This window comes from Nitrospira sp. (assembly GCA_016788885.1).
In the GTDB taxonomy this organism is placed as follows: Bacteria; Nitrospirota; Nitrospiria; order Nitrospirales; family Nitrospiraceae; genus Nitrospira_A.
On sequence record JAEURX010000018.1, the window covers coordinates 92,803 to 115,754 of the forward strand.

The window sequence follows — 22,952 nt, forward strand, 5'->3', positions numbered from 1 at the left end:
ATCACCTTAGGCCGCCATTTTTTGGCGTAGCCGTACCACCATCTGGTCGAATTCAACGAGCGCCGGATCCGGAAGAAGCTGTGGCCGACAGGCATCGTAATAGGACACTGCCGCGTGGTAGGCCCCTTGCTCACAAAGCCCCACCAAACGCTCCATGAATGCACGCACCTCACCTTGGGCATTGTGACGGACCTCCGCCTCGACCGATCCTCCCCTAGCAAGACCCGGAGAAGTCAGTGCCACCGGCGCCTCGCCCACCACTTCTTCGGTCTCCAGCGGGACCATCACGCCCTTCTCTTTTGTAACCGGCACATTGAGCCGGACGCGCTTAGAGCAGTGCGCACACCCTGCCACGACTTGTAGTCCATGCACAGGAACACGCTTCGGCTCTGTCAACTCCACATAGGAGAAACCACGAAGGCAATGCGGGCACTCTGCGAAAAGCTCCCAGAACTGCCGGGTTCCATTCAGCGTCATGGGATTGGTGATCGCTCGAATCAGAATCCGGCTGACATCTACGGTGCGACAGAGCGACAAGGCTTCGAGGGCATGGATGGACCGCACATACCCAACCCACTGCGCATCGGTCATGGTGGTCATATTGAATAGTTTTTGATCGATCGTTTTGTAAAACGCTTCCTTATCAGGGATCAGCCCTTTCTCTTGGCACGCGACGTACAATGTACTGCCGGGGTAGGGTTGGATCGCTGCCAGATAGCAATGGATATCGGCGCAATACTTTCGGTAGAACGTGAGCGTTTCCGAGATCGTTTCCGGAGTTTCTGCCGGGTCGCCAAAAATAAAATTCCCGCCGAACCCAATTCCCACTTGGTCCGCCAGGGCGATCGCCTCGGCATACTGTTCAGGCTGCGTACCCTTTTTCATGCTCTTGAGTACTCGCTGACTCGCGCTTTCCATGCCATAGCTAAAGTAGGTACACCCAGCCTGCTGAGCCAATTGCAACGCCTCTAGATTGAGTCTGGCGTTTGCGTGCGTTTGAAACTGCCAATCGAAATCCCACCCGTATCGCTCACGGTATTCGATTAGCGTACGGCAGAACTCATCCAGTTTCTGCTTGTTGACGGCAAAGAGTTCGTCGAGAACCATGAGAATGTTGAACGAATGCGATTCATACAGTTGCTTAATTTCCGCCATGACATTTTCAGTCGTTCGGGCGCGGTATTTGGCGCGTCCCCCATGCCCATGCAAGCAGAAGGTGCAGGCGAATGGACATTCTCTCGCCGTCACAATCGGCATAATTCGGGGATTGTTACGGGTGTAGCGAAACAGTGGTCTGGCACCCCATGAGGAATCCAACATCTTTTCAATGTCGAAAATCGTATAGTCCGGAAACGGCTGCTCGTTCAGATCGCCTCCGAACTTGAGATTCTTTTCTGTAAACACCAGGCGACCATTGTTCGGATAGCAGAGATTAGGAATGGCGTTGAGGTCACCGCGCCCCTGCAGTGCATTCAAGAGCATGACTGCCGTCTCTTCGGCTTCGCCTGCCAGCGAATAATCCGGCTTGAGCGTGGAATGAATAAACTCCTGGTCGTAGGTGATGATGGAGCCCCCCATGAGCACCGGAACGGTCGGCGCGTAATGGCGGATGATGCTCATCGCGTCTTGCAAAAACGGATAGTCAGTGCAAATTCCCCCTACGCCGATCATGTCCGGCTTGGTTTCGGCAATGGCCTGCGCAATTCTGTCGTGGATCATGTCGAATGCCGAGGCATAGCCTGGTGCATTGTTGGGGTTGCAGCCAAACACCTGATGTCCCGCCGCTTTCAACGCCGCGGCGATGTAGGCAAATCCACAGGAGAAATCAGACGCCGCCAGAAATGAAGGATATTGCGTTGTGTATCGGTAAGTGGGGGGAATCAGTAACACCTTCATGCAACGGCCTCCTTGAAAGGTCTCATGTCGTGTTGCCCCGCTTGACTGTCACAGCATGCGTCGATTGAGTCACAGCGTGCGGGACGCGCAGGCTGCCGGAGCAGATGGTCGACGAATTAACTTGCGTGCCGTCATCGCTTGCACGTGTTGAACTGTCCCTTCATCGAATCGCTCCGCCAACATGGCTCGGTATTCCGGCCGATCGAAATACGCCTGGAATGCCTTATCGCGGAAGGCGAGCACCTCCGTTGCCGGGAGATGGCGCGTCGGGAGCGGGAGTGAATCGATGGCATGTTGAGAATATGCCGTCCACGAGTCAGGCAATGGCCATCCCTCGTCCAAGGCGCGTTGGTACAGGGAAGAACCGGGGTACGCCATAGTGCAATAAAAGTTGGCGAACTCGCAGTTCAGATCGATAGCCAAATCGAGAGTGGCCTGCATCGTCTCATAGTCGTCTTCCGGCAAACCAAAGATGTAATTGGCGATGACATTGATGCCGGCCGCTCGTACTTTGTGAATTGTCCGTCCAATTTGATCTTGTTCGAACGTTTTCAATACATCGTTTCGCACCTTCGCACTGCCGGACTCGATGCCGAAACAGAGCCACCGGACGCCGGCACGGACCAGTAGGTCCTCCATGCCGTCCTTCACCGAATCGACCCGGGCATAGGCCCAAATGTTCAGATCGTATCGGCGCTCGATCAGGAGCTGACACAGTTCGGCCACATGCCGTCGATTGAGCACAAACATTTCATCAGCAAACTTGATGTTGCGGATCCCGTATTGTATGACCAGTCGATCGATGTCGGCCACGATCGTCGCCGGTGACCAAAACCGGTAGCTGTTGACTTCCGTGCGATACCCGAGGGCCGCCTCCCCGCTCTTGAATGGCGCTTGAATACAACAGTACGAACAATGATACGGACAGCCCAGAGTGGTGTAGAGCGAGGCATAGGGGCTGCGTCGGTCGAGGGATCCGAAGCAGTGCCAATTGTGGGCGCGATACCGATTCATCGGCAGGAGATCCCATGCCAATCCAGGCATCTCTTCGTCTAAGCGTTCGATATTCGGCGCCGGATCTGATTTGAGAATTGCGCTGTCGCTTCGGTAATACAATCCCCGTACTCGACTCCACTCGCTGGAGCCACCTTTCAAGGCAGCGATCAAGTCGGTGATCGTGTACAGCCCCTCTCCACCGCAAACAAAATCAGCGTCCTCTTCGCGCAAGGTGCGTTCCGGAAGCGCTGCAACATGCCCCCCCAACAGCAAGACCTTACTCACAAGACCGTGTGTTTTGATGGCTCGGCAGATTGCTCCGGCCGACGGCATGATCTGCGTCGAAGCGGAAGGATTGTGTCCGTAGACCAGGACCACCACGAGGCGAGGCGCAAGCGTCTCCACTCGAGTAGCCACCTCCGTGGGCAGTAGGTCTTCCGCATTGGCGTCGAGAACTTCTACTGTAATCCCCCGACGACGCAGGAATGTGGCGATGAGTCCTCCCCATACGGGAGGCTCAATTGCGCTCAGGCTGCTCCCGAGCTCCTGATATATCTGTGTCCGACTTCCGGGATTCACCAAAAGCACATCGAGGACGGGCTGTGACATGATAGCGCCCCTCCTTAGTAGGCGGCGCCGTGTGGCGCCATATGGGTCGAGACTGGCTGCACGCCCTTGGCCTTCTCATGGTCTCCACGCACCCAACCGGCAATACGTGAGACGACAGCGCCGACATCCAGGCCATATTTTTCCCAAATCGCCTGGCGCCCGCCGTAATCAAAAACGAATCGATCGTCCTGTCCGATTCGCATCGTCGGAATGTGTCTATCCTCATCGATCATCCATTCGGCGACGAGGCTGCCCAAGCCACCAGCCAGCAAATGCTCCTCAAGGGTTACGACGCGGGCAACATTCTTCAAGTACTGCTTCAAGGCATGGCCATTGAGCGGCTTCAACCGGAACACGTCGATCACTCCCACGTTCAGGCCCGCACTCTCGTGCAGGAGATCGGCTGCCGCCAACGCCTGATGCACCATCACGCCGGATGTCAGGATGCAGACGTCATCTCCTGACCGCAGCTGTGTCAGTCCCTGCGCGATCTCAATACGGCGTCCCGCGTACACTTCTGGGAGGCCGGCGCGATCAAAGCGGATGTATTGAGGCGATCGGTCGTGATGCACTACCGAGGCGAGCTCGGCTGCGCTAGTCCCGTCGGCCATGCTGTAGATCTTCAGGTTGGGAAGGGCACGCATGATGGAGACATCCTCCACCGTGTGATGGCTCGGCCCCATAATGTCGTAGGCATACCCGGCCCCCACGCCGATCAGGACGATCGGAAGATTCATGGCGCATACGTCCAATTTGACCTGTTCGTAGCAACGCAAGCTGACGAATGGGGCGATGGCATAGACGTACACTTTCTTTCCCTCGAAGGCCATGCCGCAGGCCATGCCGATCAATTGTTGCTCCGCGATCCCGACGTTGAAGAACCGATCGGGAAAGTCGCGGGCGAACTGATCGAGCGTGGGTGCCCCGTTATCGGCCGTGATGAAAATCGCCTGGGGGTCTTCTTGGAACAACTTATACAATTCGTTGAAGAACTGATCCCGCATACCTAATATGAACTTGGTCGATCCCATGGATGCTTCCTTTCGTCATCGACGAGGTTGTCGTAGGGCTGTCCGCCCATGGCGTTCGGATGGTCTGGGGGTCACTTATTATTGATGTCGTGTCTGGTCAATTCGAGATCCGCCCCTTCCGGCACCCGGTAATGCCACAAGCGCTTTCCCTCCATGAGCGACGCCCCATGCCCCTTCTGGGTGTTGGCAATGATCATCAATGGTTTCTTGCGTTTCGGCGAGCGCACATCGCGAAACGCCTCGAAGATCTCAGCGAAAGAATGGCCGTCGATCACGCGAGTCTCGAACCCGAACGCCTTGAATTTTTTATCGAGTGGATTGAGACGCGGGTTGTCGGAGGCCAGCCGTCGGTCGGCAGGGTCCGTGGGACCAAGCACGCCCTGTCCGTTCCGGTCTACAATGCAGACCAGATTCCGGTAGCCGCGATGCCCGGCATAGATGGCCGCTTCCCAATTGGAGCCCTCGAATAATTCGGCGTCTCCGAGGAAGCAGACCACCATGTGTTCCTCTCGGTTGATCAGGGCCGCTTCGGCCATCCCCGTCGCGATCGGAAGCCCATGACCCAGGGAGCCGGTGATGACTTCGATTCCCGGGATGTTCCATTCGGCATGGACGCCAAGGAGATTTCCAACACCGGCAAAATTCTCCAGTTCGGACAACGGGAAATACCCCAGGTCCGCCAGAATCGGATACAAGCCGATTCCACCCTGCCCCTTACTGAGGATGAACCGGTCTCGCCCGTTCCATTTGGGATTCTGCGCATCAAATCGCAGGAGGCCGCCGTAATACAGTGCAACCAACAGTTCGGTCTGCGAATATGCTGTACTGATGTGACCGCTGTGCGCCTTGACCGCCATCTCCAGGACCGTCGAGCGAACCCATTGCGCCTTCCGTCGCAACCGAACTTCCATGTCCGAAGATTTGGCCTGCGAACCCGATGTGAGTTGTGCTGTTTTCATTGATGTCCTCCTAAAGTTTCTGCAACGATCCACATAGGCCCATCCTGTGTGTAAACACCGCCAGCCGTTCAGGAGTTCCGATATCGAACAGCGGGCTGGCGGTCACAAATCCATACAGTGACTCCGAAACTAACCGCGGAATGAACTCTCGCTCGAGCGACCACACGTGAGTCTCCGGGAACAGTGTCTCAACGGACTGCTCAAACACATACACACCCGCATTGAAATAGCCTCGTGTGCCCCGCCCAGGTTTCTCCACCATCGACAAGACCCGGTCGTCGCGTCCCAGCACGACGTTTCCCGCATCACATCGGTCATCGGGAATTGTCACGACCATTGTGCCCTGCGTCCGTTTCATCACATGAAACCGCAAAAGTCTTGCAGGATCGACGTCGCAGAACGAATCACCGTTGACAACGAACATCCGTTGACTGCGCGCCACACTAAACGCCTGGGCCAAGGCTCCCCCGGTTCCCAGCGGCTGAGGATCTCGTACAAACGAGGCTTGATAGAGACCCCCTTCTGCCCGAACCCACGATTCGATCTGATCGCCCATGTATCCCGTGCTGAAAATGAACCGACGCGCCCCATGTCGAACCCAATGTTCGAGGAGGAACGACAGGAATGGTCTGCCGTGGATGTCCGCCATTGATTTCGGACGATCCGCCACGACGGATTGCAGACGACTGCCGAGGCCGCCACAGAGAATGATCACATCACAATCCTCAACACGGCTCATCGTCACGCTGCCTTTCCGATAAGCGCGGATTTGAGTTGCGTGGCGGTCTGTGCCGAGCTTTGTGCCCAGACATCGTCCAACATGAGTTGATCTTCCTGATAGAACACGATCTGTGTGCCCAGACCTTCAAACTTGAAAGGCACTTGTAAGAGCCCCGGGAGGGCCAATCGAATACGCTCATGGTCTTGGGGCCTGGCAAAGAACAACATGAACCCACCCCCTCCGGCTCCGAGCAGCTTCCCGCCGAGTGCGCCCGCTTCCCTTGCCGCCGTGTAGATCTCGTCGATGGCCGGAGTGGTAATGCGCGAGGTCAACCGTCGTTTGAGCATCCAGGCCTCGTGCAGCATGGTGCCGAAGTCGGCGATGTCGCGATCACCGGTGAGGATCGCAATGCCCTCCTCCACCATCTGCAACATGGCCGAGAGTTCGACTTGCCGATGTTTCGTGCGATCGATCTGCTCGCGGGCCACTTCGGAAGCGATCCGCGAAAACCCCGTGAAGTACAGTTGCAGGTGGCTTTGGAACGACGCCAGGCGCTCTGGACGCATGATGATCGGGGTATGTCCGATGTCCCCGTTCTGGGAAAACGTGGCCTTGCATAGCCCGCCATGAGCCGCCAGGACCTGGTCTTGGCAGCCGACGGCTTCACCCAACACATCCTGCTCGACATGAATCGCGGCCTGCGCTAACTGGGCCTTGCTAGGCATAATGTGCTGCAAGGCATACAGGGTATGCAGCAACCCCACGGTGAAGGAGGAACTGGAACCCAACCCGGTTCGCGCCGGCAAATCACCGTCGTGATGAATTTCCAACCCGTCGTCGATATTGAGGTACTTGAGCACGCCGCGCACCGCCGGATGTTCGATCTCTTGATTGTTGTTCACGAGTTCGATGCGCGAATAGGCAATGCGGGTGCGATGTTCAAAGAACGGCGGCAACTGCCGGCAGCTGATGTAGCAATATTTGTCGATGGTCGTCGCGAGCACCGCTCCGCCATGTTCGCGGAACCAGACAGGATAATCAGTGCCGCCACCGAAAAAGGAGATACGGAATGGCGTTCGGCTGATGATCATCCTCGCCCTCCCTGACGGTTCGCGGGGGACTCACACATTGGCGTATTGCCCCGCTTTGACGACGGTGTAGCACTTGATCAGCTCGCGAATGCCCCGCTCCAGCGACCATTCCGGCTTAAACCCGGTGTGCAGCAGTCGTTGATTCGAGACGATGTAGTCGCGTTTGTCGGGGTCTTCGCCGATGGGCGCCTCGAATGACACGAACTGCGGGAGCACGCGCTGGATTTCCCGGCAGAGCTCCAACTTCGAGAGATTGGCGTCGTCCAATCCGACGTTGTATGGCCGGTCTTTCATCTCCTCGAAATGATCGATCGCATGCAGGAAGGTGCGCACGACATCGCGAATATGGATGTAGTTCCGCTTGCAATGGCCTTCAAACACGACCACTGCTCGATCGTGCACGGCTCGCCAGACAAAATCGTTGACCAGCAAATCCATGCGCATCCTCGGCGACACGCCGAACACGGTCGCCAGTCGCAGTGTAATGGCGTTGCCGCGATCCAACACGACACGCTCCGCCTTGACCTTTGTTTCGCCGTACAGGCTGATAGGGCGAAGCGGCGAATCTTCGGTACACGGCACGCCGGGTTGGCCGATGCCATACCCGCTGTTGGTGACGGGAAAGATAATCCGCTGGCGAGGCGACGAGAGTTTGCAGAGCAGCTGGACGGCTTCGAAATTTACCGTATAGGCCCCTACCCGGTCTCTGTCGCACAGAGGTGCTCCGACTAAAGCGGCGAGCGGAATGATGAGGTCGGCCTTGCGCAGCAGGTCTGTCAGCAGCCGTTCATCTCGGCAGTCGCCTCGCACGACCTGAAACTGCTCTTCGGCGCAACAGTCCATCAAGCTGTTTTGCCGGTAGAGGAAATTGTCGAGGACGGTGACCGCATAACCCCGGTCGAGCAGTTGTCTGGTCAGTACGGAGCCGAGGTATCCGGCTCCACCGGTGATGAGGACTTGTGTTGAACCTGTCGTCATGACTGTACGAGCTCCCCTTGAGTCTGCCGATGTGTCACTCCCCTCCTCATGCAGCTTCCAGGACGATCCGGGAAATATGCAGAACATCCTGGTCGGTCATCGAGGCGTGGTTCGGCAGAAAAAATCCGCAGTGATGGACCCGGTCCGCCACGGGAAAACTGGCCTTCCCGTAACGATTCATCCAGAACGGGTGCAGGCCCAGATTGCCGGCCGAGAAAATTCTCGTTTCCACGCCCTCGGCGACCAGTGCCCGGACGATGCGTTTGCGTTGATCAGAGGAATCGGCGAGCAGGCCGAACGAAATACTTGCGACTTTGCTGTGCTGAGGGGGACGTTGTGTGTAAAACCGCTTCCCCAATTGTTCGAGGTACCGATTGTGATTGGCCTGTCGCCGCCCTGTCATCCAATCGAGCTTGCGCAGCTGTTCGATGCCGAGAAAGGCATTGAGATCCGTCGAACGGAGGTTAAATCCCGGCTCGTAAAAGACAAAGGGTGAGTGAAAGTCGTCGATCTGGTATTCGTCGACCAGTTCCTGATGCCGTGCGGACGGCACGTCCTTGCTCCATCCGTGGCTGCGAAGCATCAGCAGGAGATCGGCAAACTGTCGGTCGCTGCACGACACCATGCCGCCCTCGATCGTGGACATCTGGTGGCCGAAGTAGAAGGAGAAACTGGCCATGTCGCCGAAGGTGCCGACTTTCTTGCCTTCATATTCGGCGCCGATCGCCGCACAGGCGTCTTCGAGAAGATAAAACCCATAACGATCTTTCAAGGTTTGCAATTCGCGCATGCGATGGGGAACGCCCAGGACCTGCACCAGCAGGACGGTCTGCGCCTGGTGCCGCTTCAGCAGGTCTTCAAGATGATTCAGGTCGAGTCCGAAGGTGTCCGGGTCTGCCTCGCACATCAACGGCGTGAAGCCGAATTGCATGGCCGGGGCAATCGACGTCACCCACCCGACGCTGGGAACGACAACCTGTGTATTTCGCAGTTTTCCTGAACGCAGCAAGGCGTAATACATGAGCAAGTTGGCGGATGAGCCGGAATTGCAATGTACGGCATAGGGGCGCCCCAACCACTCGGCCCATTGCCGCTCAAAATCCAACGTGAGCGCCCCCTTGGTGAGGCGTGGATAGGTTTTCAGCCAGTCGATCAACCGGTCGATGTCCTGACGGTCGATCGTGTCCTGCGCAAGGCTCCATCGTGGATTCAACTTGGCACTCTGGGCATGAAGCGTCATGGTGATCGTCCCCTCCGCGTCAAATCAGGCTCAGCCTCGTCACAGGACGAGGGGTGACATGAGGAGACTAATCAAGATGCATGCCATCCCCCGGAGCGGGCGGCACATGCGAAAACAGGGGTGTTTCAGGAGTTCAGAGGAGATCGGCAGAGAAGGCCGGGCAAAAAATTCCCAGTCGCTGGAAGCCGCTGCAGTCTAGGCGGATTCGAAGGAGTGTTTTTGCAGCACGAAAGATTCGAGGGCTTTTCTGACCGATCCGCCCCACCCGCGGTACTCGATGGTTTCTTTTCCATCGAAACGGAATTCCAGCCCCAGGACTGTTCCGTCGGCCTGCATTGACACGTTTCGCACGACTGCCGTCAGATTGTTGACGTGGCCGGTCCCAACGATTTCGAATTCTACGCGCAAGACCAGACCGGGGAAAAAGTCCTGCATCGGCCGCTGCAGACGTATCGCGCATCCCGATGCGCTCAGGTCCGTCAGGAGTCCACCGATACGCGGTTGATGAGCGGCTTGCGGATCGCGCGAGCCACCGGTCAGCTGCAATACCACCACCGGTTCCTGCGCCACCACCCGTCCATGCTTGCGGAGCGAGACGGCTTCGATCGTCGAAGGAAATGCCAGAAGGAGAAATGGAAACGGCTGCATCAGCGCCTGCAACACCTCAGTGCGGTACCCGATGATACGTCCGGCATGGATATACCGCAGCAGACACGACGTTCCGGCCGCACAGGGAATCGGTTGCCCGAAATGAAACGGCCATTCACAGATGATCCAACTTCGATGTTTCCAGCCGAGTACCGTGGAGCCATATTGCGCTCCCGTGTCTTCCCCGACCAGGCTCAGCTGAAGCGCAAGTCCGACCTCGAGAAACGACGCGGGGTGACGATGCACGATCAGGTCGGTCATTCTTCTGCTCCCCACATGTACGGTACGGCACAGACACACCCTCATCACCGGTATCGGTCGAGACGTGCACAACCTGAAGTGCGCAGGGCGTGTGGCGCTGCCTGTCCGGTAAAGGACCTCCTCAGATCTACCGATATATATTCCGCGACAACTGAACGCACCGATACCGTTTACCGACGACGCCGTCCCTGCGCGGATTCAGCCTGACTCGGATATGGACTCGACTAAACGCATTTCCATTGATCAGCTCACGGTCGGCATGTTTATCGCGGGCCTCGATCAACCCTGGTACCGAACGCCGTTTTTGCTCCACAAATGGCTGGTCACCAACCCCGACGACATTGTTCAACTCAAACGGCACGGCATTCACATCGTCACCATCGATACGAAGCGCGGACTGGACGTGGGCGCAGCCCCTGCGCCGGAGTCGAGTGCGGCAGTCGTCGAAGAGCAGGCGTCCCCTGCTCCTGCAGAGCCTACGACTCCTCAGAGCAACGAGCCTCCATCTCCAGCCGCGGCGGCTGCGGCGGTGTACCGACAAGCGATGGAAGCGGTCGAACGCGTCTTCCTCGATATCGAGGCCGGTCAACCACCCAAGATTGTGGCCTTGAAGCCGGTTGTGCGCGACCTGCTGAAGCAGATTATCGAACAGCCGGAAGCGATGATGATTCAGTTCTGTCTGGATAAGATGCGCCGCTTTGACGGCACGCTCGCCAACCACGGTATGGACGTGTGCGTCCTGACGCTCATTCTGGCGGTGGAAAATAAGTGTACGGAAGATGAGATGGAAGCGCTCGGACTGGGCGCGCTCATGCACGATATCGGATTTGTCCGGCTACCGCGGAACCTCTATCGGAAGACCTCCGCGCTCACGGAGCAGGAACAGGTGCTGATGCGGCAACATCCGCAATTGGCGGCCAGTGTTTTGGCGCAAGTCGACCGAGTGCCGGAGACGGTCACCAGAATCATTGCCGAACATCACGAATTTCAGGACGGAACCGGCTTTCCCAAACTGGTGAAGGCCGGCGCGATTTCCCCCCTCACTCAACTGATGGCACTGGCGGATGCGTATGATGATCTGGTCACGACCAGATATGGCCGCCCGCCCCTGCTACCCCACGATGCCATTCGACAGCTCTTCGTGCTGGGCGCCAAAGGCCGGTACGATAAGACCCTGGTTGAGGTGGCGATCAAAGTGTTGGGTGTCTATCCCTTGGGAAGTCTCATCAAGCTCAACACCAACGAATGCGCGGTGGTGATCGGTCTGAACCATGAAGATCGATTACGGCCGCGAATCCGTATCATCAAGGGTGTCGATGGAGAACGTCAGCACCAGCCCGTGGATATCGATCTTCAAAACCAACCGTCCGATCAGCCGACTCGATCCATTCTCCGAGCGCTGGATCCCGGCACGGAACATATAGACCTACCGCAATACCTCGATCTTGCGGTGGGTGGAGCGTCCGTATGAGTCCTCGGTCACAGTCCCCGTTTCCGCATGCGCAACCTCCCGGCGGCCCTGACCTTCCCATTGAAGCATTGTATCTCCTCTGGGATGCCGTGCCTCTGGGGGTCTGTCTTCTGGCAGCCGATTCGCGCGTCATATTCGCAAACCGTACGGCCGCCCGCCTTTTTCACCGGAAGCCGGAAGACTGCGCACACTATACCCTCTCCGATCTCCTGGGACAGACGGTCGAACTACACGATTCACTGCGATCGTCGGGTGTGTGGAAAGTGCCGGGAAGTGCGGGTGCCGATTCGATGGGGGCGACCGCGACGAATGACACCGACTCCCCTGCATTTGCCTTGATCGAATGGGAGCAACTACGGGTATCCGGCATCCCGGGTGTCGCCGCACTGCTGACGCTTTGCGATGTGACTCGCGAATGCGAATTGGAAACGGATCGTGACCGGCTCGCCACTGTGGCCGATGAAAGTCCCTACCCGATCGTCGAAATCGATCGGGATGGAAACATCCTCTACGTGAACCCTGCCATGGTGGAGGTGCTCTGTCGGTTCGGATACGACCTGAGCGGCAGACCGGACATTCTTCCGGACAACCTTCCCACTCTGGTTGCCACCTGTTTACTCGAGGGACGGACGCTCCGTTCGCAAGACGTAGTCCGTGGCGAGGTCTGCTACAGTTGGACACTCTGCCCGGTGCCCAGCAATCATCTCGTGCGCGCGTACGGCATCGATCTCACGGAAGTCTACGCCACCCATCGCGCGTTGAACGCCACAGCCGATCATCTTCGAGAAAGTAATCGGCAATTGGATCAGGCATTGCAACAGGCCCAATCGGCGGCGCTAGCGAAATCCTCGTTCCTGGCCATGATTACGCATGAACTGCGGACGCCGATGAACGGTGTCATCGGCATGGCGAGCTTGCTCCTGGACACGCCGTTGACGGAAGAACAACGCTCCTTCACACACACGATCCAACAATGTGGTGAAGCCCAACTGTCGCTGATCAATGATGTGCTCGAATGCAGCAAAATCGAAGCCGGCAAACTGGAACTCGAAAGCCTCGACTTTCACCTGCGTACCACGGTCGAAGACGTCTTGTCTCAATTCGCCGAACGCGCTCAGCGGAAGGGGCTCGAGATCACCGGTCTGGTGCATGCGTCCGTCCCGAATGCCCTTCGAGGCGACCCAGGCCGCCTGCGGCAAGTGCTGACGAATTTCGTAGGGAATGCGGTCAAATTCACCGAAAAGGGCGAAGTCACGTTACAGGCATTTCTGGAAAGCGACACTCCGGCCGGCGTGACGATCAAGTTCGAGGTGACCGACTCCGGCATCGGCATCAGTGAAGAAGTCCAGGGACGACTGTTCCAAGCCTTTGCGCAAGCCGACAGCTCCACCACGCGTAAGTATGGCGGCACCGGCCTGGGTCTCGCGATTTCCAAGCAGCTGGTGGAGTTGATGGGCGGTCAGGTCGGCTTACGCAGTCGGCCCGGGGAAGGAACGACCTTCTGGTGCACGGCTCTCTTCCAGAAGCAACTCGTCTGCGCACCCGCCATCGTCCCGTCTGCTGAATTGAGTGGCCGTCGCATTCTGATCGTCGATGACAATGAGTCGAATCGTACGATTCTGCATCATCTGGTCTCAGGATGGGGCATGCAAGACAGTCAGGCTCGCAATGCAGCCGAAGCGATGGAGCTGCTGACGCAAGCCGCGGCCAAGGGACAACCCTACGATGCGGCCGTGCTGGACATGCTGATGCCTGATAAAGACGGCCTGCAATTGGCGCAAGACATCAAGACCCATCCACAGGGCGCGGGTGTTCGGTTGATCGTCTTGACCTCGCTGATTCAACCCGGACATGCAGAGCGGGCTCGTCGTGCAGGGTTTGCTGCGTATTTGACGAAGCCGGTTCGTCACGATCAACTCCAGGGCTGCCTCAGAGTCGTATTCGGGTTACAGCAGGGATCCGGACCGGTCACATCCGGAACCGGAAAACTCCAGCCGGCCGCCCCGCCTCTCATCACCAGGCATACGTTGGCTGAGCAGGCTCCACGCCCGAGAATTCTGGTCGCAGAAGACAACGTCGTCAATCAGAAGTTGGCTGTCCGCATGCTGGATCGACTCGGCTATCAGCCGGACGTCGTGTCCAACGGCCAGGAAGCGGTTACGGCGTTCGAACGGGAATCGTATGCCGCAATCGTGATGGATTGTCAGATGCCCACGATGGACGGCTATGCAGCGACGAGGAGCATTCGCAAGCAAGAGCAGGAATCGGGTGATGCCCAGAAGCGAGCGCACATCCCCATCATCGCGTTGACCGCGAATGCCATGCCCGGGGATCGAGAGCGATGCAAAGCTGCGGGCATGGACGACTATTTGAGCAAGCCGGTGAAGACGGATGATCTCGGTCTTATCCTGCAGCGATGGGCGCCGTTGCCGACTGCTGCCGACGCCCCTGCCCCGATGCCGCGACGGGAAATGTCCATGGGCGACGCACGCGTGTTTGACGCGGCGGCGATGTTGGCCAACATCGGCGGGGATGCCGAATTGTTTGACCAGTTGATTCGACTGTTTCTGGATCGGCATGGCATCTTGATGAAAGACATCGAAACCGCAATCGGGCAAGCCGATGCATCCGCCCTGGAGCGGGCGGCTCACAGCCTTAAGGGCACCGCCGCCAACCTCTGCGCGCCGGACGTCGTCTTGGTGGCGGGCCAACTGGAAGCGACCGGTCGCCTGGGGACGCTGACTGAAGCCCCTTCCCTCCTGGTCCAACTCGACCGCACTGTTCAAGAACTGCTTCCTGTCCTGTCACGCCAAGTCACGCCTCCTGCCTCACACTAACCTCGTTGTCCACTGGCACCAGTCGGACGACGCTTGGACCGATCGCCTCGTCGCCATACGACGACATGCCGAAACGATCATGTGTCACGAAATCAGACGCGTGTTGGTCTGAAGCGATGAGTTAGCGGACGGATGCCGGTATGGCTGCAGAAGAGGTCTGATTCTGTGCAGAGGAAGCAAAGAGAGGGTAGCGCGTAGGCAGATCTTCAGAGAGCACCAATTGTTTGCAGAGTCTGGTCCGGTGATTCATGATCAGCGGGCCCCGCAGGTTGGCAGTTACTGCGGTGGGATCATCAGAGGGAATGGTGAGAATTGTCACGACCGACAACTCGTCCTCTTCCGCTTTTTGAATCTCGATCAAGGCATCCGTCGTAATCGTAATCTGATAATCCGACTTAAAGTACGCCGGATCCATCACGACGAAGGCCAGTTCCGGCGCGTCGACGCATTGCAGCCATTTGAACGGGGCATCCGTATCATGGTCCAGCATCACATACGTGGTCCAGTCTGGAAAGCCCAGGATGCCGGAGGGAAACACCAGCAGCGTGTCGTCCTTGACCTCAAACGTGCCGAATCTGGTCGACTGACACTTCATAAATAGCGTTCAGCCTCCCCGGCGGCTGGTTTTGTTGGACAATTGGCGGAAGGCTTCCAGGGGAATGACTCCTGGCCCTGCCGCGATGCGATTCTCATCCTGGATTCTCGCATGTACTTCATCTCGATGGACTTGCACATTGGGTGGTGCCTCGATGCCAAGCCGAACCTGTCCGCCTTTGATGCCCAGCACCACGATGCGGACATCGGGCCCGATGGTAACACCCTCTCCCCGACGTCGTGTTAAGACCAGCATACAAGCCTTCCTTGGCGTGTGAATACGGGTACATTGGGTATATCGGTTGAGATAGGGATGAACTTAAGCGTTAGTTACGGCAGATAGTTCAGTAACGAGGCATCAAAAATCTTGCTGAATGTCTGGCTGGCAGCCTGTACCGCAACTTGCTGGAGACTCAACTGGCTGATCGCTGTGGCAAGATCGGCATCCTGATTGTCGGAGATCGCTTTGGAAATCGTCAATGTGGCTGTATCCAGCGCGTCGTGGGTCACTTGCAGGCGGTTGGCCAGCGCTCCGACCGTCCCCTGCGCATCACTGATCTGTGCCGTGGCCAGGTCAAGATTGCCGATTCCGGCTTGAATGCTCGAGCGATTGTTGCTTTCGAGTGCGGCAAGCAAGTCTCGAAGCGAATCGAACATGTTCGTGGTGCCGCCCGTGAAGATGCTGCTTCCCGGAACGAGAATTTGCACGGTTTGGTTTTCACCGACGGAGATCGATTGGGTCTCGGTGTTGCCCTGATAGGTCACCGTATCGCCGGTGGTGACCACAAAGGGGCTGACGTTGGTTTTGGTTCCGCCGAACACGGCTTGCCCTGCAACTTCCGTGTTGCCGAGCTGAACCAATTGTCGCTGCAGCTGCCGGACTTCCTTCGCAATGCTTTGACGTCCTTCTGCGGAAGTCGTATCGCTACTTGCTTGAATGGTCAGTTCGCGAACCCGGGTGATGAGAGTCTGGACTTGCCCCAATGCCTGATCGGCAGCGTTCACGCGCGACGTCCCAAAATTGATATTACGAATCCATTGGTTGGTTTGTGACAACGCAGATTTGTCGAGCACGATCTGGCCGTACGAACTTGGATCGTCTTCCGGCGTAGCGACGCGTTTTTGACTGGAGATCTGCTCCTGTGAGGTCAGCATCTGTAGCCGGGAACGTTGGAGATTGCCGAGCAGGGTGTTGTACATCTGTTGATCGGCGACTCTCATAATACCTGCTCCCGGTGAGGTGAGAAAACGGTTACCGCTTCAAAGATATAATCGTCTGCAACATCTCATCACTGGTGGTGATGAGCTTTGAGGCGGCTTGAAACGCCCGCTGATACTTCAACAGGTTGATAAGTTCTTCGTCCATGGAGACACCGGAGATCTCGGCCCGATGAGCCAGCAGTTGGTCATTCAGAATTTCCTGTCCCTGCAAATCACGTGTAGCACCCTGGAGCGTGGCGCCGAAGCTTCCGGCCATCGCGCTGTAGTAGCCTTGAAACGTCGTATTGCCCAACCCCGACACTGCGGCTGTTTGGAGATTCGCAACGGCGAGGGCATTCACATTGTTGCCAGGCAAGCCGGTGGCGGTCGACGACGCGGCGATTTTTTGCCGATCGGTCAGCGCCAGACTGATGGTCCCGGCGGTTGTTCCGGAGGCCGTAAAAAAATCTTGCGTGGTGGAGCCATCGAGCCCGTAGCCTAAGCGATGTTGCGTATTCACCTGCGACACGAGTTGCGACGTGAGTGTGTTCAGGGACGTTTGCAAGCCGGCGGCGGTGGTATCCCGCGCATCAATCAATCCCTTGAGCCGACCGCCGTTGATAGAAGAGGTGATATCCGTATTGGGCCCAGTTCCGCCGTCGTATCGTACGTCGAGGAGCCCGTTGTTGGTCGCGTCGGGAACGCCTGTGAGTTTAAACGCTGTGTGATCTGTCACCAGAACCTGCCCGATTCCGACAAATACGGTCACCTGCCCGCTTCCATCTTCGATGGAGGAAATATCAATCAGGCCGGAAAGTTCGTTCAGGAAGCGGCCTCGTTGGTCCCGTAGATCATTGGCTTGCTGCCCGCTGACTTCCGTCAACTTGATCTGGGCATTCAGGTCCGCGATCTTGCTCGCCAACGCATTGATGTCGTTGATACCGCTCCCGATTTGGCTATCGAGCGAGAGACGCTGCGCCGAGAGCTGCGACGAGGCCTGGTTCAACTGTTTCGTCAACGCGTCGGCTTTGGTCAGAAGCACGGTGCGCGAGGTGAGGTCAGCGGGATTGGTCGCCACATCCTGCCAGGCTTTGAAGAAATCGTTCAGCCCCGCAGCAATACCCTGGTCGTTCGAATCGTTAAACAGGATTTGGATTTGAGAGAGCGCTTTCTGTGATGCATCGAATTGCCCGATGCGTTCGCTGGAACCCAGCAGTTGCTGTTCCACAAAGCTATCGACGGAGCGGCGGATTTCCGACACCTGAACGCCGGTTCCGATCTGACCCGGGCGCCCATTTTCCGGCAGGGTTTCGGTGAGCACCGCCTCCTGGCGCGAATAGCCTGGGGTGCTGACGTTGGCGATGTTTTGGCTGGTGACGGACATGGCGCGCTGGAAACTCGCCAGTGCGTTGGAGCCGACGCCGAATAATCCATTGAGTCCAGACATACGATTGCTCGTTATCCTTTGGCTCTCACCATGCCTGTACCAGCCGCCACTGCTGTGCCGGATGACGAATACAGTGCGGCTGATTCGGGGGACTTTTGCCAGCGCTTGAGTGCTCCGTGCAAGAATTCGAGGGACTGCCCGATGAGAGTGGCGTTCAATCGATTCAAGCGATCCGTCTCCCCGATTGCTGCAACCAGCTCGCGTTCTTGCCGACTCTGGCGTGCCTGTCCCGCCAGGGCGCCTTCCGGAACTGGTCGTGCTCGCCGTGTGTGCTCCAACTCACGAATCTCATCCAACAGTTGAGCTTTTCGCATCGTGACGGACGTGAACTGGCCAAACGACAGGCAGCGAATCGCTTCCTGTTCTTCACGCAATAATGCCTGGAATGCAAGGATGTGCTCGAGCATGCGCTGTATGAGCGCGTCGGCTTCAGTCGCGATGCCTTGTGAAACGGTCGACACCTTGTCTCCTCCCCGACGATATGATTCCGGCCTGCGAGGACACGTGCGTGAAGGGTGCGACCGTCGGTGTGGTTGGCTACAGGACCGCGTCCGTCAAGACGTGACGGATCATGGCGTCCGCGACCTTTTTCCCGTCGACGGTATAGGTGCCCCCTTCAACTGATTGCTGAATCTTGCCGACTCTGGCGTCTCTCTCGGTATCCGGTTGTTCAGCGTTCGCCCTCAGACGCTGAAGTTCTTTGGCTCGCTCGGAAATCTGAACGCGATCTTGCGACTGCGTCTGCTGAGATGCGGTCTTCTTATTGTGCGTCCGATCCGTTTCCTGAACGCCCAACAAAATCTTTGCGAGATCCGCCGCCCGGCCGTTGTGTGAGATCTCCATAACTGCTTCTCCTCCCCTTACCAGGGTGTTCCGATAGGCTTTCCCCTAGTCGAGTACTCTATCGGCGAGGACGGAACGGAACTTTAGGACAAGCCGTCGAATTATCGGTTTTTTTCTATATATGCGTCGACAAAGGAGGTAATTCCGATACCTCCGGCCTGAGTCGCCAATTTGGCAATCTCCTGGTCGTAGAAGGAATACCAGACCTGTTCCCCCTTGCGATCCAAGAGGCCTTTCGGGACAGTTTCTCTCATCTTTCCAATAAGATACGAAATGAAATAGGCCTCAAACTCGTGCCCGGCTTTGTGCAGATCCTTATTGGACGCCTGTGCGAGCGCTCCCTGCTCGTTTGTTCGATCAAGCCCGGCCGGCTGTGTGGCGGACATTTGGGCCAGATCCATCTGTCCGGCAAGAAAATCCCGTATTTCCATAGGGGGCAGTATCCTCTCTTAGACAATCTCAAGATTCGCTTGCAGCGCTCCGGCGGCCCGGAGAGCGGACAGAATCGCGACTAGGTCTCGTGGCGTCACCCCCACGGCATTGAGCGCCCGTACCACTTCTCCAAGCGTGACTGTTTGATCCACCACGATCAAACGCGACTCCTGCTCGGCCACCTCGGTTTGCACGTCAGGCGTCACCGTCGTCTGACCTTGGGTCGAGCCAATCAACGGTGCGGGAGGCTGCGACACGTTGAGTGTGTTCTTCACGGAAATCGTGAGGTTGCCATGCGAAATGGCGCAAGTGGAGAGCCGGACATGTTCACCGAGCACGACCGTGCCGGTGCGTTCGTTCACCACGACCTTGGCGGCGACGTCGACGCTGACATCCAGTCCTTCCATGGTCGCGATATATTCCACCACCCGCCCATGGAACGCGGAGGGAAGCGTCGTCTTCACCATACCGGCATTCACCGGGACCGCGGTTCCCTTCCCGAAGGTCCCGTCGATGGCCTCTGCCGTGCGAATGGCCGTGGTGAAATCAGGATGCCGCAACAACACCGACACGGTATCCCAGGTATCGATGTCCACAGCGACTTCCTTTTCCACGATGGCGCCTGCGGGAACCACGCCGGCTGCCTGATGGTTCTTCGTCACCGTCGCACCCCCTGCGCCTCCTGTTCCGCCCAGAAACCCGCCGATCGAGACCGGCCCTTGGGCCACGGCAAACACCTGCTGGTTCGGAGCCTTCAACGGGGTCGAGAGCAAGGTCCCGCCTTGGAGGCTTTTCGCATTCGCCATGGAGGACACCACTGCATCGAGCGTCATACCGGGCTTCACAAACGGAGGCAATTTGGCGGTAACCATGACCGACGCAATGTTGCGCGTCAGCAATTGGATCGGATCGATCACTAGGTTGATGCCCATCTTGTTCAACATCGACATCATGGCCTGAATGGTGAATTGTCCGCCGATGACCTGGTCGCCGGTCCGATCCAGACCGACCACCAAACCGTACCCGATCAATTGGTTTTCCCGCACGCCCTCGATGGTGGCCACATCTTTTACGCGCACGGCATGGGCCATCGAGACGCTGAAGAGCGACAGCGTCAGAAATGCGATCATGCCGACCACGGTTCGACGCAGCCAGGGACTCACGGACGGGCGCGGCGCCGGTGCGGGAGTCGTTTGCGGCTGAGGAGACAGCCAGGAGCGGGTGAGTTGCTCCGGATCCACTGCCGGTGTTCGCAGCACGCCGCTGGACATCATCAGACGAAAACATTGCATGATCATCGCTCGTTGTTGTTTGCGTGGCATCGACATGATGACTCCTGTCTGACCCAATGCTCTTGCCCTGATCCTGCGATTAGAATGGATAGACCCAGTCCAGTATCCTGACGAACCAACCCGGCCGTTGCACATCGTCCACGACCCCCAAGCCGGAGTATTCGATTTTGGCGTCGGCGATCGCGCTGGATTGCACCGTGTTCTTCGTATTCACATCCACCCGTCGAACGATGCCGCCGATCGTCATGATCTGCCGTTCGGAATTGACCGTGACTTCGCGTCGCCCTTCGATCCGCAAGTCTCCGTTCGGGAGTACCTCGGTCACGGTGGCCGAAATGGTCCCGGTCAACGTATCCTCGCGATTCGTCGCGCCCTTCCCGCCGAACTTGTTCTTCGCGCTGGCATCGATCCCAAATCCACGTTTGGCTTCTCCGCCAAGCCGGATGCCCGGAAGCCCGAGATACCCCATGCCTGTGCCGCCGATTCCATTCGATACCGTGGAATCTTTTTCCGCGCTGGTGTCGGCGCTCTTCGACCCTTTATGTTTTTCGGAAATCAGAATCGTGATGATGTCGCCCGCCCGCATGGCGCGGAGATCTTCATAGAGATAGGCTCGGCCGTTTTCCTCCTGCCAGAGTGATCCCGTCGTTTTCGGGGGCGGCAACTTGGCCACATCGGTCTTGGTAGGCTTCGCGGCAGGTGAACTGGAGCAGCCGGTGTGGGCGCAGAGCGCCACAAGGCACACCAGCATGGCGGCACTGCGAGATCCCATGGACAATAACTTAAAAGCTAACACGGACCACCCCCGGAGCGACGACCGTCGCCCGCAAGTCTTTCCCGGAATCGACATTGGAAACAGTGATGGTCTGGCCCAACTCGCCGTGCGACTTGGTGACTCCCACGGTTTGAATCGAAAGCCCTCCCTGCCGGGCTTCAATCGTGACCCGATCGCCTTTGTGCACGGCGAAGGGGCGTCGGACCGAAGTGAGCCGGATCGCATTCTGTGGCGGCAACGGACGGATGGCGGCTTTCCCGATCACGTCGGCCGGATTGATTGCGAACGGCTGCTTCAGGTCGTACAGCACGATACGCTCGGTGGCGACATCGTCGGCCGCAATCTCCTCATCGGCCTTGATGGAGCGAACCGGCACCACCACGTCGACGAGCGCGGCCACATCAGCCGTGGCCTCGACGGTCTTGATGAAGCGGCCGTTCACCGCCAAGTGAACCTGAAACACTCGTCGTCCGAGCGGCTCATCCGAGCGGCCACCGCTCACCTGTATGTCGACGGTTCCCGACGGCAGCGCAATCGGCTGTTGCGGCTCGCCTAGCATCACCTGGCAATCAGCGGCGCGACCCGCGAGCTCTCGCTTCACGAAATCGTGAATGACGCCGCGGATCTGCTCCGGATAGATGAGGCGTTTTGCACGTGCGTGCGGAAGCCCCTGCGCACTGTGTACGAGCGCTTCGTGCACGCGAAACAGCGGCCGAACCGGCGCCTTCTCCCCTGCCGATGCAGGCAGCACCGCGCCTGTGATCAGGCTGAGCGTGACGACACTGACGAGGCCGATTCGATTCACGGGTGTCACCCTTCGTTGAAAGTACGGCGCCGATTATCGGCGCAAGTTGTTCGCGATCTGCATCATTTCGTCGGATGCCTGGATCGTCTTGGAGTTAATTTCGTAACTCCGTTGGGCGATGATCATGTTGACCATTTCTTCCGCCAGATTGACGTTCGAGCTTTCTAAAAATCCCTGCTGCAAGGTGCCGAAGCCGGTAGAGAATCCGCCGGTGCCCTGCTGTGCCGGGCCCGAGGCAAAACTGTCCAGAAACAGATTGCCGCCCATGGCCACCAGACCGGACGGATTGTCGAAACGCACCAGTTGAATCTGTCCCACCTGTGACGCCTGGGTCACACCAGGCAGCAGCACGGAGACGGTCCCATCCTGGCCGATATCGATCTTGAGGGCGCCGGACGGGATGGTGATGACGGGGGTGAGTTGGTCGCCGTCGCCGGTCACGAGATTGCCCACGTTGTCCCGTTTGAATGAGCCGTTGCGGGTATACATGATGGTGCCGTCCGGTCGGGCGACCTGAAAGAAGCCGGCTCCGTCGATGGCCAGGTCGAGATCGTTACTCGTCTGGCGCATGTTGCCCTGCATCCACTCCTTGGCCACGGTAATGGGACGCACGCCTCCTCCGACCTGGACGCCGACGGGAAACACCCCGACGTTCGACGCGTTGGTACCGGGCAAGCGTTGGATTTGATACAGCAGGTCGCCGAATTCTGCGCGGCTCCGCTTGAACGCGTTCGTGTTGACGTTCGCCAAGTTGTTGGCGATGGTGTCCACATTAAGTTGCTGGGCCGTCATGCCCGTCGCCGCGGTCCACATTGCGCGAATCATA

General features: G+C 57.8%; 22 protein-coding genes. 2 read left to right on the forward strand and 20 right to left on the reverse strand.

The features are described 5' to 3' along the window. Positions 1-6: 6 nt before the first annotated feature. From JNL86_05840 to JNL86_05880, 9 genes are all read right to left on the reverse strand, one after another. The gene (locus tag JNL86_05840; protein ID MBL8042424.1) at positions 7-1,896 is read right to left on the reverse strand and encodes a radical SAM protein; all 1,890 of its coding nucleotides are present in this window, start codon (positions 1,894-1,896) and stop codon (positions 7-9) included. A 69-nt stretch (positions 1,897-1,965) separates the two neighbouring features. Further along, positions 1,966-3,501, reverse strand: a complete 1,536-nt coding sequence (locus tag JNL86_05845) for a cobalamin-dependent protein (protein ID MBL8042425.1) — start codon at positions 3,499-3,501, stop codon at positions 1,966-1,968. Positions 3,502-3,515: 14 nt separating this feature from the next. Further along, on the reverse strand, positions 3,516-4,532 hold the full coding sequence (locus JNL86_05850) for a hypothetical protein (GenBank protein ID MBL8042426.1): 1,017 nt from the start codon (positions 4,530-4,532) through the stop codon (positions 3,516-3,518). 71 nt (positions 4,533-4,603) lie between these two features. After that, positions 4,604-5,491, reverse strand: a complete 888-nt coding sequence (locus JNL86_05855; GenBank protein ID MBL8042427.1) for a transketolase — start codon at positions 5,489-5,491, stop codon at positions 4,604-4,606. Positions 5,492-5,501: 10 nt separating this feature from the next. After that, positions 5,502-6,230 (reverse strand): NTP transferase domain-containing protein, encoded by a 729-nt coding sequence (locus JNL86_05860; protein MBL8042428.1) that lies wholly within the window; start codon positions 6,228-6,230, stop codon positions 5,502-5,504. Between the two features lie 2 nt (positions 6,231-6,232). Further along, positions 6,233-7,303 carry a kinase gene (locus JNL86_05865; protein ID MBL8042429.1) on the reverse strand — a complete coding sequence of 357 codons (1,071 nt, stop codon included), beginning with the start codon at positions 7,301-7,303 and terminating at the stop codon, positions 6,233-6,235. A 30-nt stretch (positions 7,304-7,333) separates the two neighbouring features. Continuing rightward, positions 7,334-8,281: an NAD(P)-dependent oxidoreductase gene (locus JNL86_05870; GenBank protein ID MBL8042430.1), complete on the reverse strand. Its 948-nt coding sequence runs from the start codon at positions 8,279-8,281 to the stop codon at positions 7,334-7,336. 46 nt (positions 8,282-8,327) lie between these two features. Then, on the reverse strand, positions 8,328-9,521 hold the full coding sequence (locus JNL86_05875) for an aminotransferase class I/II-fold pyridoxal phosphate-dependent enzyme (GenBank protein ID MBL8042431.1): 1,194 nt from the start codon (positions 9,519-9,521) through the stop codon (positions 8,328-8,330). Positions 9,522-9,716: 195 nt separating this feature from the next. Then, on the reverse strand, positions 9,717-10,430 hold the full coding sequence (locus JNL86_05880) for a flagellar brake protein (protein MBL8042432.1): 714 nt from the start codon (positions 10,428-10,430) through the stop codon (positions 9,717-9,719). A 214-nt stretch (positions 10,431-10,644) separates the two neighbouring features. Between JNL86_05880 and JNL86_05885 the strand changes: the two genes are divergently transcribed. Next, positions 10,645-11,901 carry a DUF3391 domain-containing protein gene (locus JNL86_05885; protein ID MBL8042433.1) on the forward strand — a complete coding sequence of 419 codons (1,257 nt, stop codon included), beginning with the start codon at positions 10,645-10,647 and terminating at the stop codon, positions 11,899-11,901. Further along, on the forward strand, positions 11,898-14,738 hold the full coding sequence (locus tag JNL86_05890; GenBank protein ID MBL8042434.1) for a response regulator: 2,841 nt from the start codon (positions 11,898-11,900) through the stop codon (positions 14,736-14,738). Before JNL86_05885 ends, JNL86_05890 begins: the two co-directional genes overlap by 4 nt. A gap of 121 nt (positions 14,739-14,859) precedes the next feature. On the opposite strand, the gene JNL86_05895 is transcribed toward JNL86_05890, so the two are convergent. The 11 genes from JNL86_05895 to flgG all read right to left on the reverse strand — a co-directional run bounded on the left by JNL86_05895 (position 14,860) and on the right by flgG (position 22,951). Then, the gene (locus JNL86_05895) at positions 14,860-15,333 is read right to left on the reverse strand and encodes a flagellar assembly protein FliW (protein ID MBL8042435.1); all 474 of its coding nucleotides are present in this window, start codon (positions 15,331-15,333) and stop codon (positions 14,860-14,862) included. Positions 15,334-15,342: 9 nt separating this feature from the next. Next, positions 15,343-15,588, reverse strand: a complete 246-nt coding sequence (gene csrA / locus JNL86_05900; GenBank protein ID MBL8042436.1) for a carbon storage regulator CsrA — start codon at positions 15,586-15,588, stop codon at positions 15,343-15,345. Positions 15,589-15,662: 74 nt separating this feature from the next. Continuing rightward, positions 15,663-16,553, reverse strand: a complete 891-nt coding sequence (gene flgL, locus JNL86_05905) for a flagellar hook-associated protein FlgL (GenBank protein ID MBL8042437.1) — start codon at positions 16,551-16,553, stop codon at positions 15,663-15,665. Positions 16,554-16,584: 31 nt separating this feature from the next. Next, positions 16,585-17,979 carry a flagellar hook-associated protein FlgK gene (gene flgK / locus JNL86_05910; GenBank protein MBL8042438.1) on the reverse strand — a complete coding sequence of 465 codons (1,395 nt, stop codon included), beginning with the start codon at positions 17,977-17,979 and terminating at the stop codon, positions 16,585-16,587. 11 nt (positions 17,980-17,990) lie between these two features. Next, positions 17,991-18,440 carry a flagellar export chaperone FlgN gene (gene flgN, locus JNL86_05915; protein MBL8042439.1) on the reverse strand — a complete coding sequence of 150 codons (450 nt, stop codon included), beginning with the start codon at positions 18,438-18,440 and terminating at the stop codon, positions 17,991-17,993. A 76-nt stretch (positions 18,441-18,516) separates the two neighbouring features. After that, entirely contained in the window at positions 18,517-18,822 is a 306-nt protein-coding gene (flgM, locus tag JNL86_05920) for a flagellar biosynthesis anti-sigma factor FlgM (GenBank protein ID MBL8042440.1), read from the reverse strand. 101 nt (positions 18,823-18,923) lie between these two features. Next, positions 18,924-19,253, reverse strand: a complete 330-nt coding sequence (locus JNL86_05925) for a rod-binding protein (protein ID MBL8042441.1) — start codon at positions 19,251-19,253, stop codon at positions 18,924-18,926. An 18-nt stretch (positions 19,254-19,271) separates the two neighbouring features. Then, entirely contained in the window at positions 19,272-20,582 is a 1,311-nt protein-coding gene (locus JNL86_05930; protein ID MBL8042442.1) for a flagellar basal body P-ring protein FlgI, read from the reverse strand. A gap of 43 nt (positions 20,583-20,625) precedes the next feature. Further along, on the reverse strand, positions 20,626-21,318 hold the full coding sequence (locus JNL86_05935; GenBank protein MBL8042443.1) for a flagellar basal body L-ring protein FlgH: 693 nt from the start codon (positions 21,316-21,318) through the stop codon (positions 20,626-20,628). A 10-nt stretch (positions 21,319-21,328) separates the two neighbouring features. Continuing rightward, positions 21,329-22,126, reverse strand: coding sequence for a flagellar basal body P-ring formation protein FlgA (gene flgA, locus JNL86_05940; protein ID MBL8042444.1), 798 nt, complete (start codon positions 22,124-22,126; stop codon positions 21,329-21,331). A gap of 33 nt (positions 22,127-22,159) precedes the next feature. Beyond that, positions 22,160-22,951 (reverse strand): flagellar basal-body rod protein FlgG, encoded by a 792-nt coding sequence (gene flgG, locus JNL86_05945; protein MBL8042445.1) that lies wholly within the window; start codon positions 22,949-22,951, stop codon positions 22,160-22,162. Between the last annotated feature and the right edge of the window lies 1 nt (position 22,952).

What these genes read in the sequence shown, in the direction of transcription:
- JNL86_05840 (MBL8042424.1), bottom strand. Translation starts at nt 1,896, where the DNA reads ATGAAGGTGTTACTGATTCCCCCCACTTACCGATACACAACGCAATAT.
- JNL86_05845 (MBL8042425.1), bottom strand. Translation starts at nt 3,501, where the DNA reads ATGTCACAGCCCGTCCTCGATGTGCTTTTGGTGAATCCCGGAAGTCGG.
- JNL86_05850 (MBL8042426.1), bottom strand. Translation starts at nt 4,532, where the DNA reads ATGGGATCGACCAAGTTCATATTAGGTATGCGGGATCAGTTCTTCAAC.
- JNL86_05855 (MBL8042427.1), bottom strand. Translation starts at nt 5,491, where the DNA reads ATGAAAACAGCACAACTCACATCGGGTTCGCAGGCCAAATCTTCGGAC.
- JNL86_05860 (MBL8042428.1), bottom strand. Translation starts at nt 6,230, where the DNA reads ATGAGCCGTGTTGAGGATTGTGATGTGATCATTCTCTGTGGCGGCCTC.
- JNL86_05865 (MBL8042429.1), bottom strand. Translation starts at nt 7,303, where the DNA reads ATGATCATCAGCCGAACGCCATTCCGTATCTCCTTTTTCGGTGGCGGC.
- JNL86_05870 (MBL8042430.1), bottom strand. Translation starts at nt 8,281, where the DNA reads ATGACGACAGGTTCAACACAAGTCCTCATCACCGGTGGAGCCGGATAC.
- JNL86_05875 (MBL8042431.1), bottom strand. Translation starts at nt 9,521, where the DNA reads ATGACGCTTCATGCCCAGAGTGCCAAGTTGAATCCACGATGGAGCCTT.
- JNL86_05880 (MBL8042432.1), bottom strand. Translation starts at nt 10,430, where the DNA reads ATGACCGACCTGATCGTGCATCGTCACCCCGCGTCGTTTCTCGAGGTC.
- JNL86_05885 (MBL8042433.1), top strand. Translation starts at nt 10,645, where the DNA reads ATGGACTCGACTAAACGCATTTCCATTGATCAGCTCACGGTCGGCATG.
- JNL86_05890 (MBL8042434.1), top strand. Translation starts at nt 11,898, where the DNA reads ATGAGTCCTCGGTCACAGTCCCCGTTTCCGCATGCGCAACCTCCCGGC.
- JNL86_05895 (MBL8042435.1), bottom strand. Translation starts at nt 15,333, where the DNA reads ATGAAGTGTCAGTCGACCAGATTCGGCACGTTTGAGGTCAAGGACGAC.
- csrA (MBL8042436.1), bottom strand. Translation starts at nt 15,588, where the DNA reads ATGCTGGTCTTAACACGACGTCGGGGAGAGGGTGTTACCATCGGGCCC.
- flgL (MBL8042437.1), bottom strand. Translation starts at nt 16,553, where the DNA reads ATGAGAGTCGCCGATCAACAGATGTACAACACCCTGCTCGGCAATCTC.
- flgK (MBL8042438.1), bottom strand. Translation starts at nt 17,979, where the DNA reads ATGTCTGGACTCAATGGATTATTCGGCGTCGGCTCCAACGCACTGGCG.
- flgM (MBL8042440.1), bottom strand. Translation starts at nt 18,822, where the DNA reads ATGGAGATCTCACACAACGGCCGGGCGGCGGATCTCGCAAAGATTTTG.
- JNL86_05925 (MBL8042441.1), bottom strand. Translation starts at nt 19,253, where the DNA reads ATGGAAATACGGGATTTTCTTGCCGGACAGATGGATCTGGCCCAAATG.
- JNL86_05930 (MBL8042442.1), bottom strand. Translation starts at nt 20,582, where the DNA reads ATGTCGATGCCACGCAAACAACAACGAGCGATGATCATGCAATGTTTT.
- JNL86_05935 (MBL8042443.1), bottom strand. Translation starts at nt 21,318, where the DNA reads ATGGGATCTCGCAGTGCCGCCATGCTGGTGTGCCTTGTGGCGCTCTGC.
- flgG (MBL8042445.1), bottom strand. Translation starts at nt 22,951, where the DNA reads ATGATTCGCGCAATGTGGACCGCGGCGACGGGCATGACGGCCCAGCAA.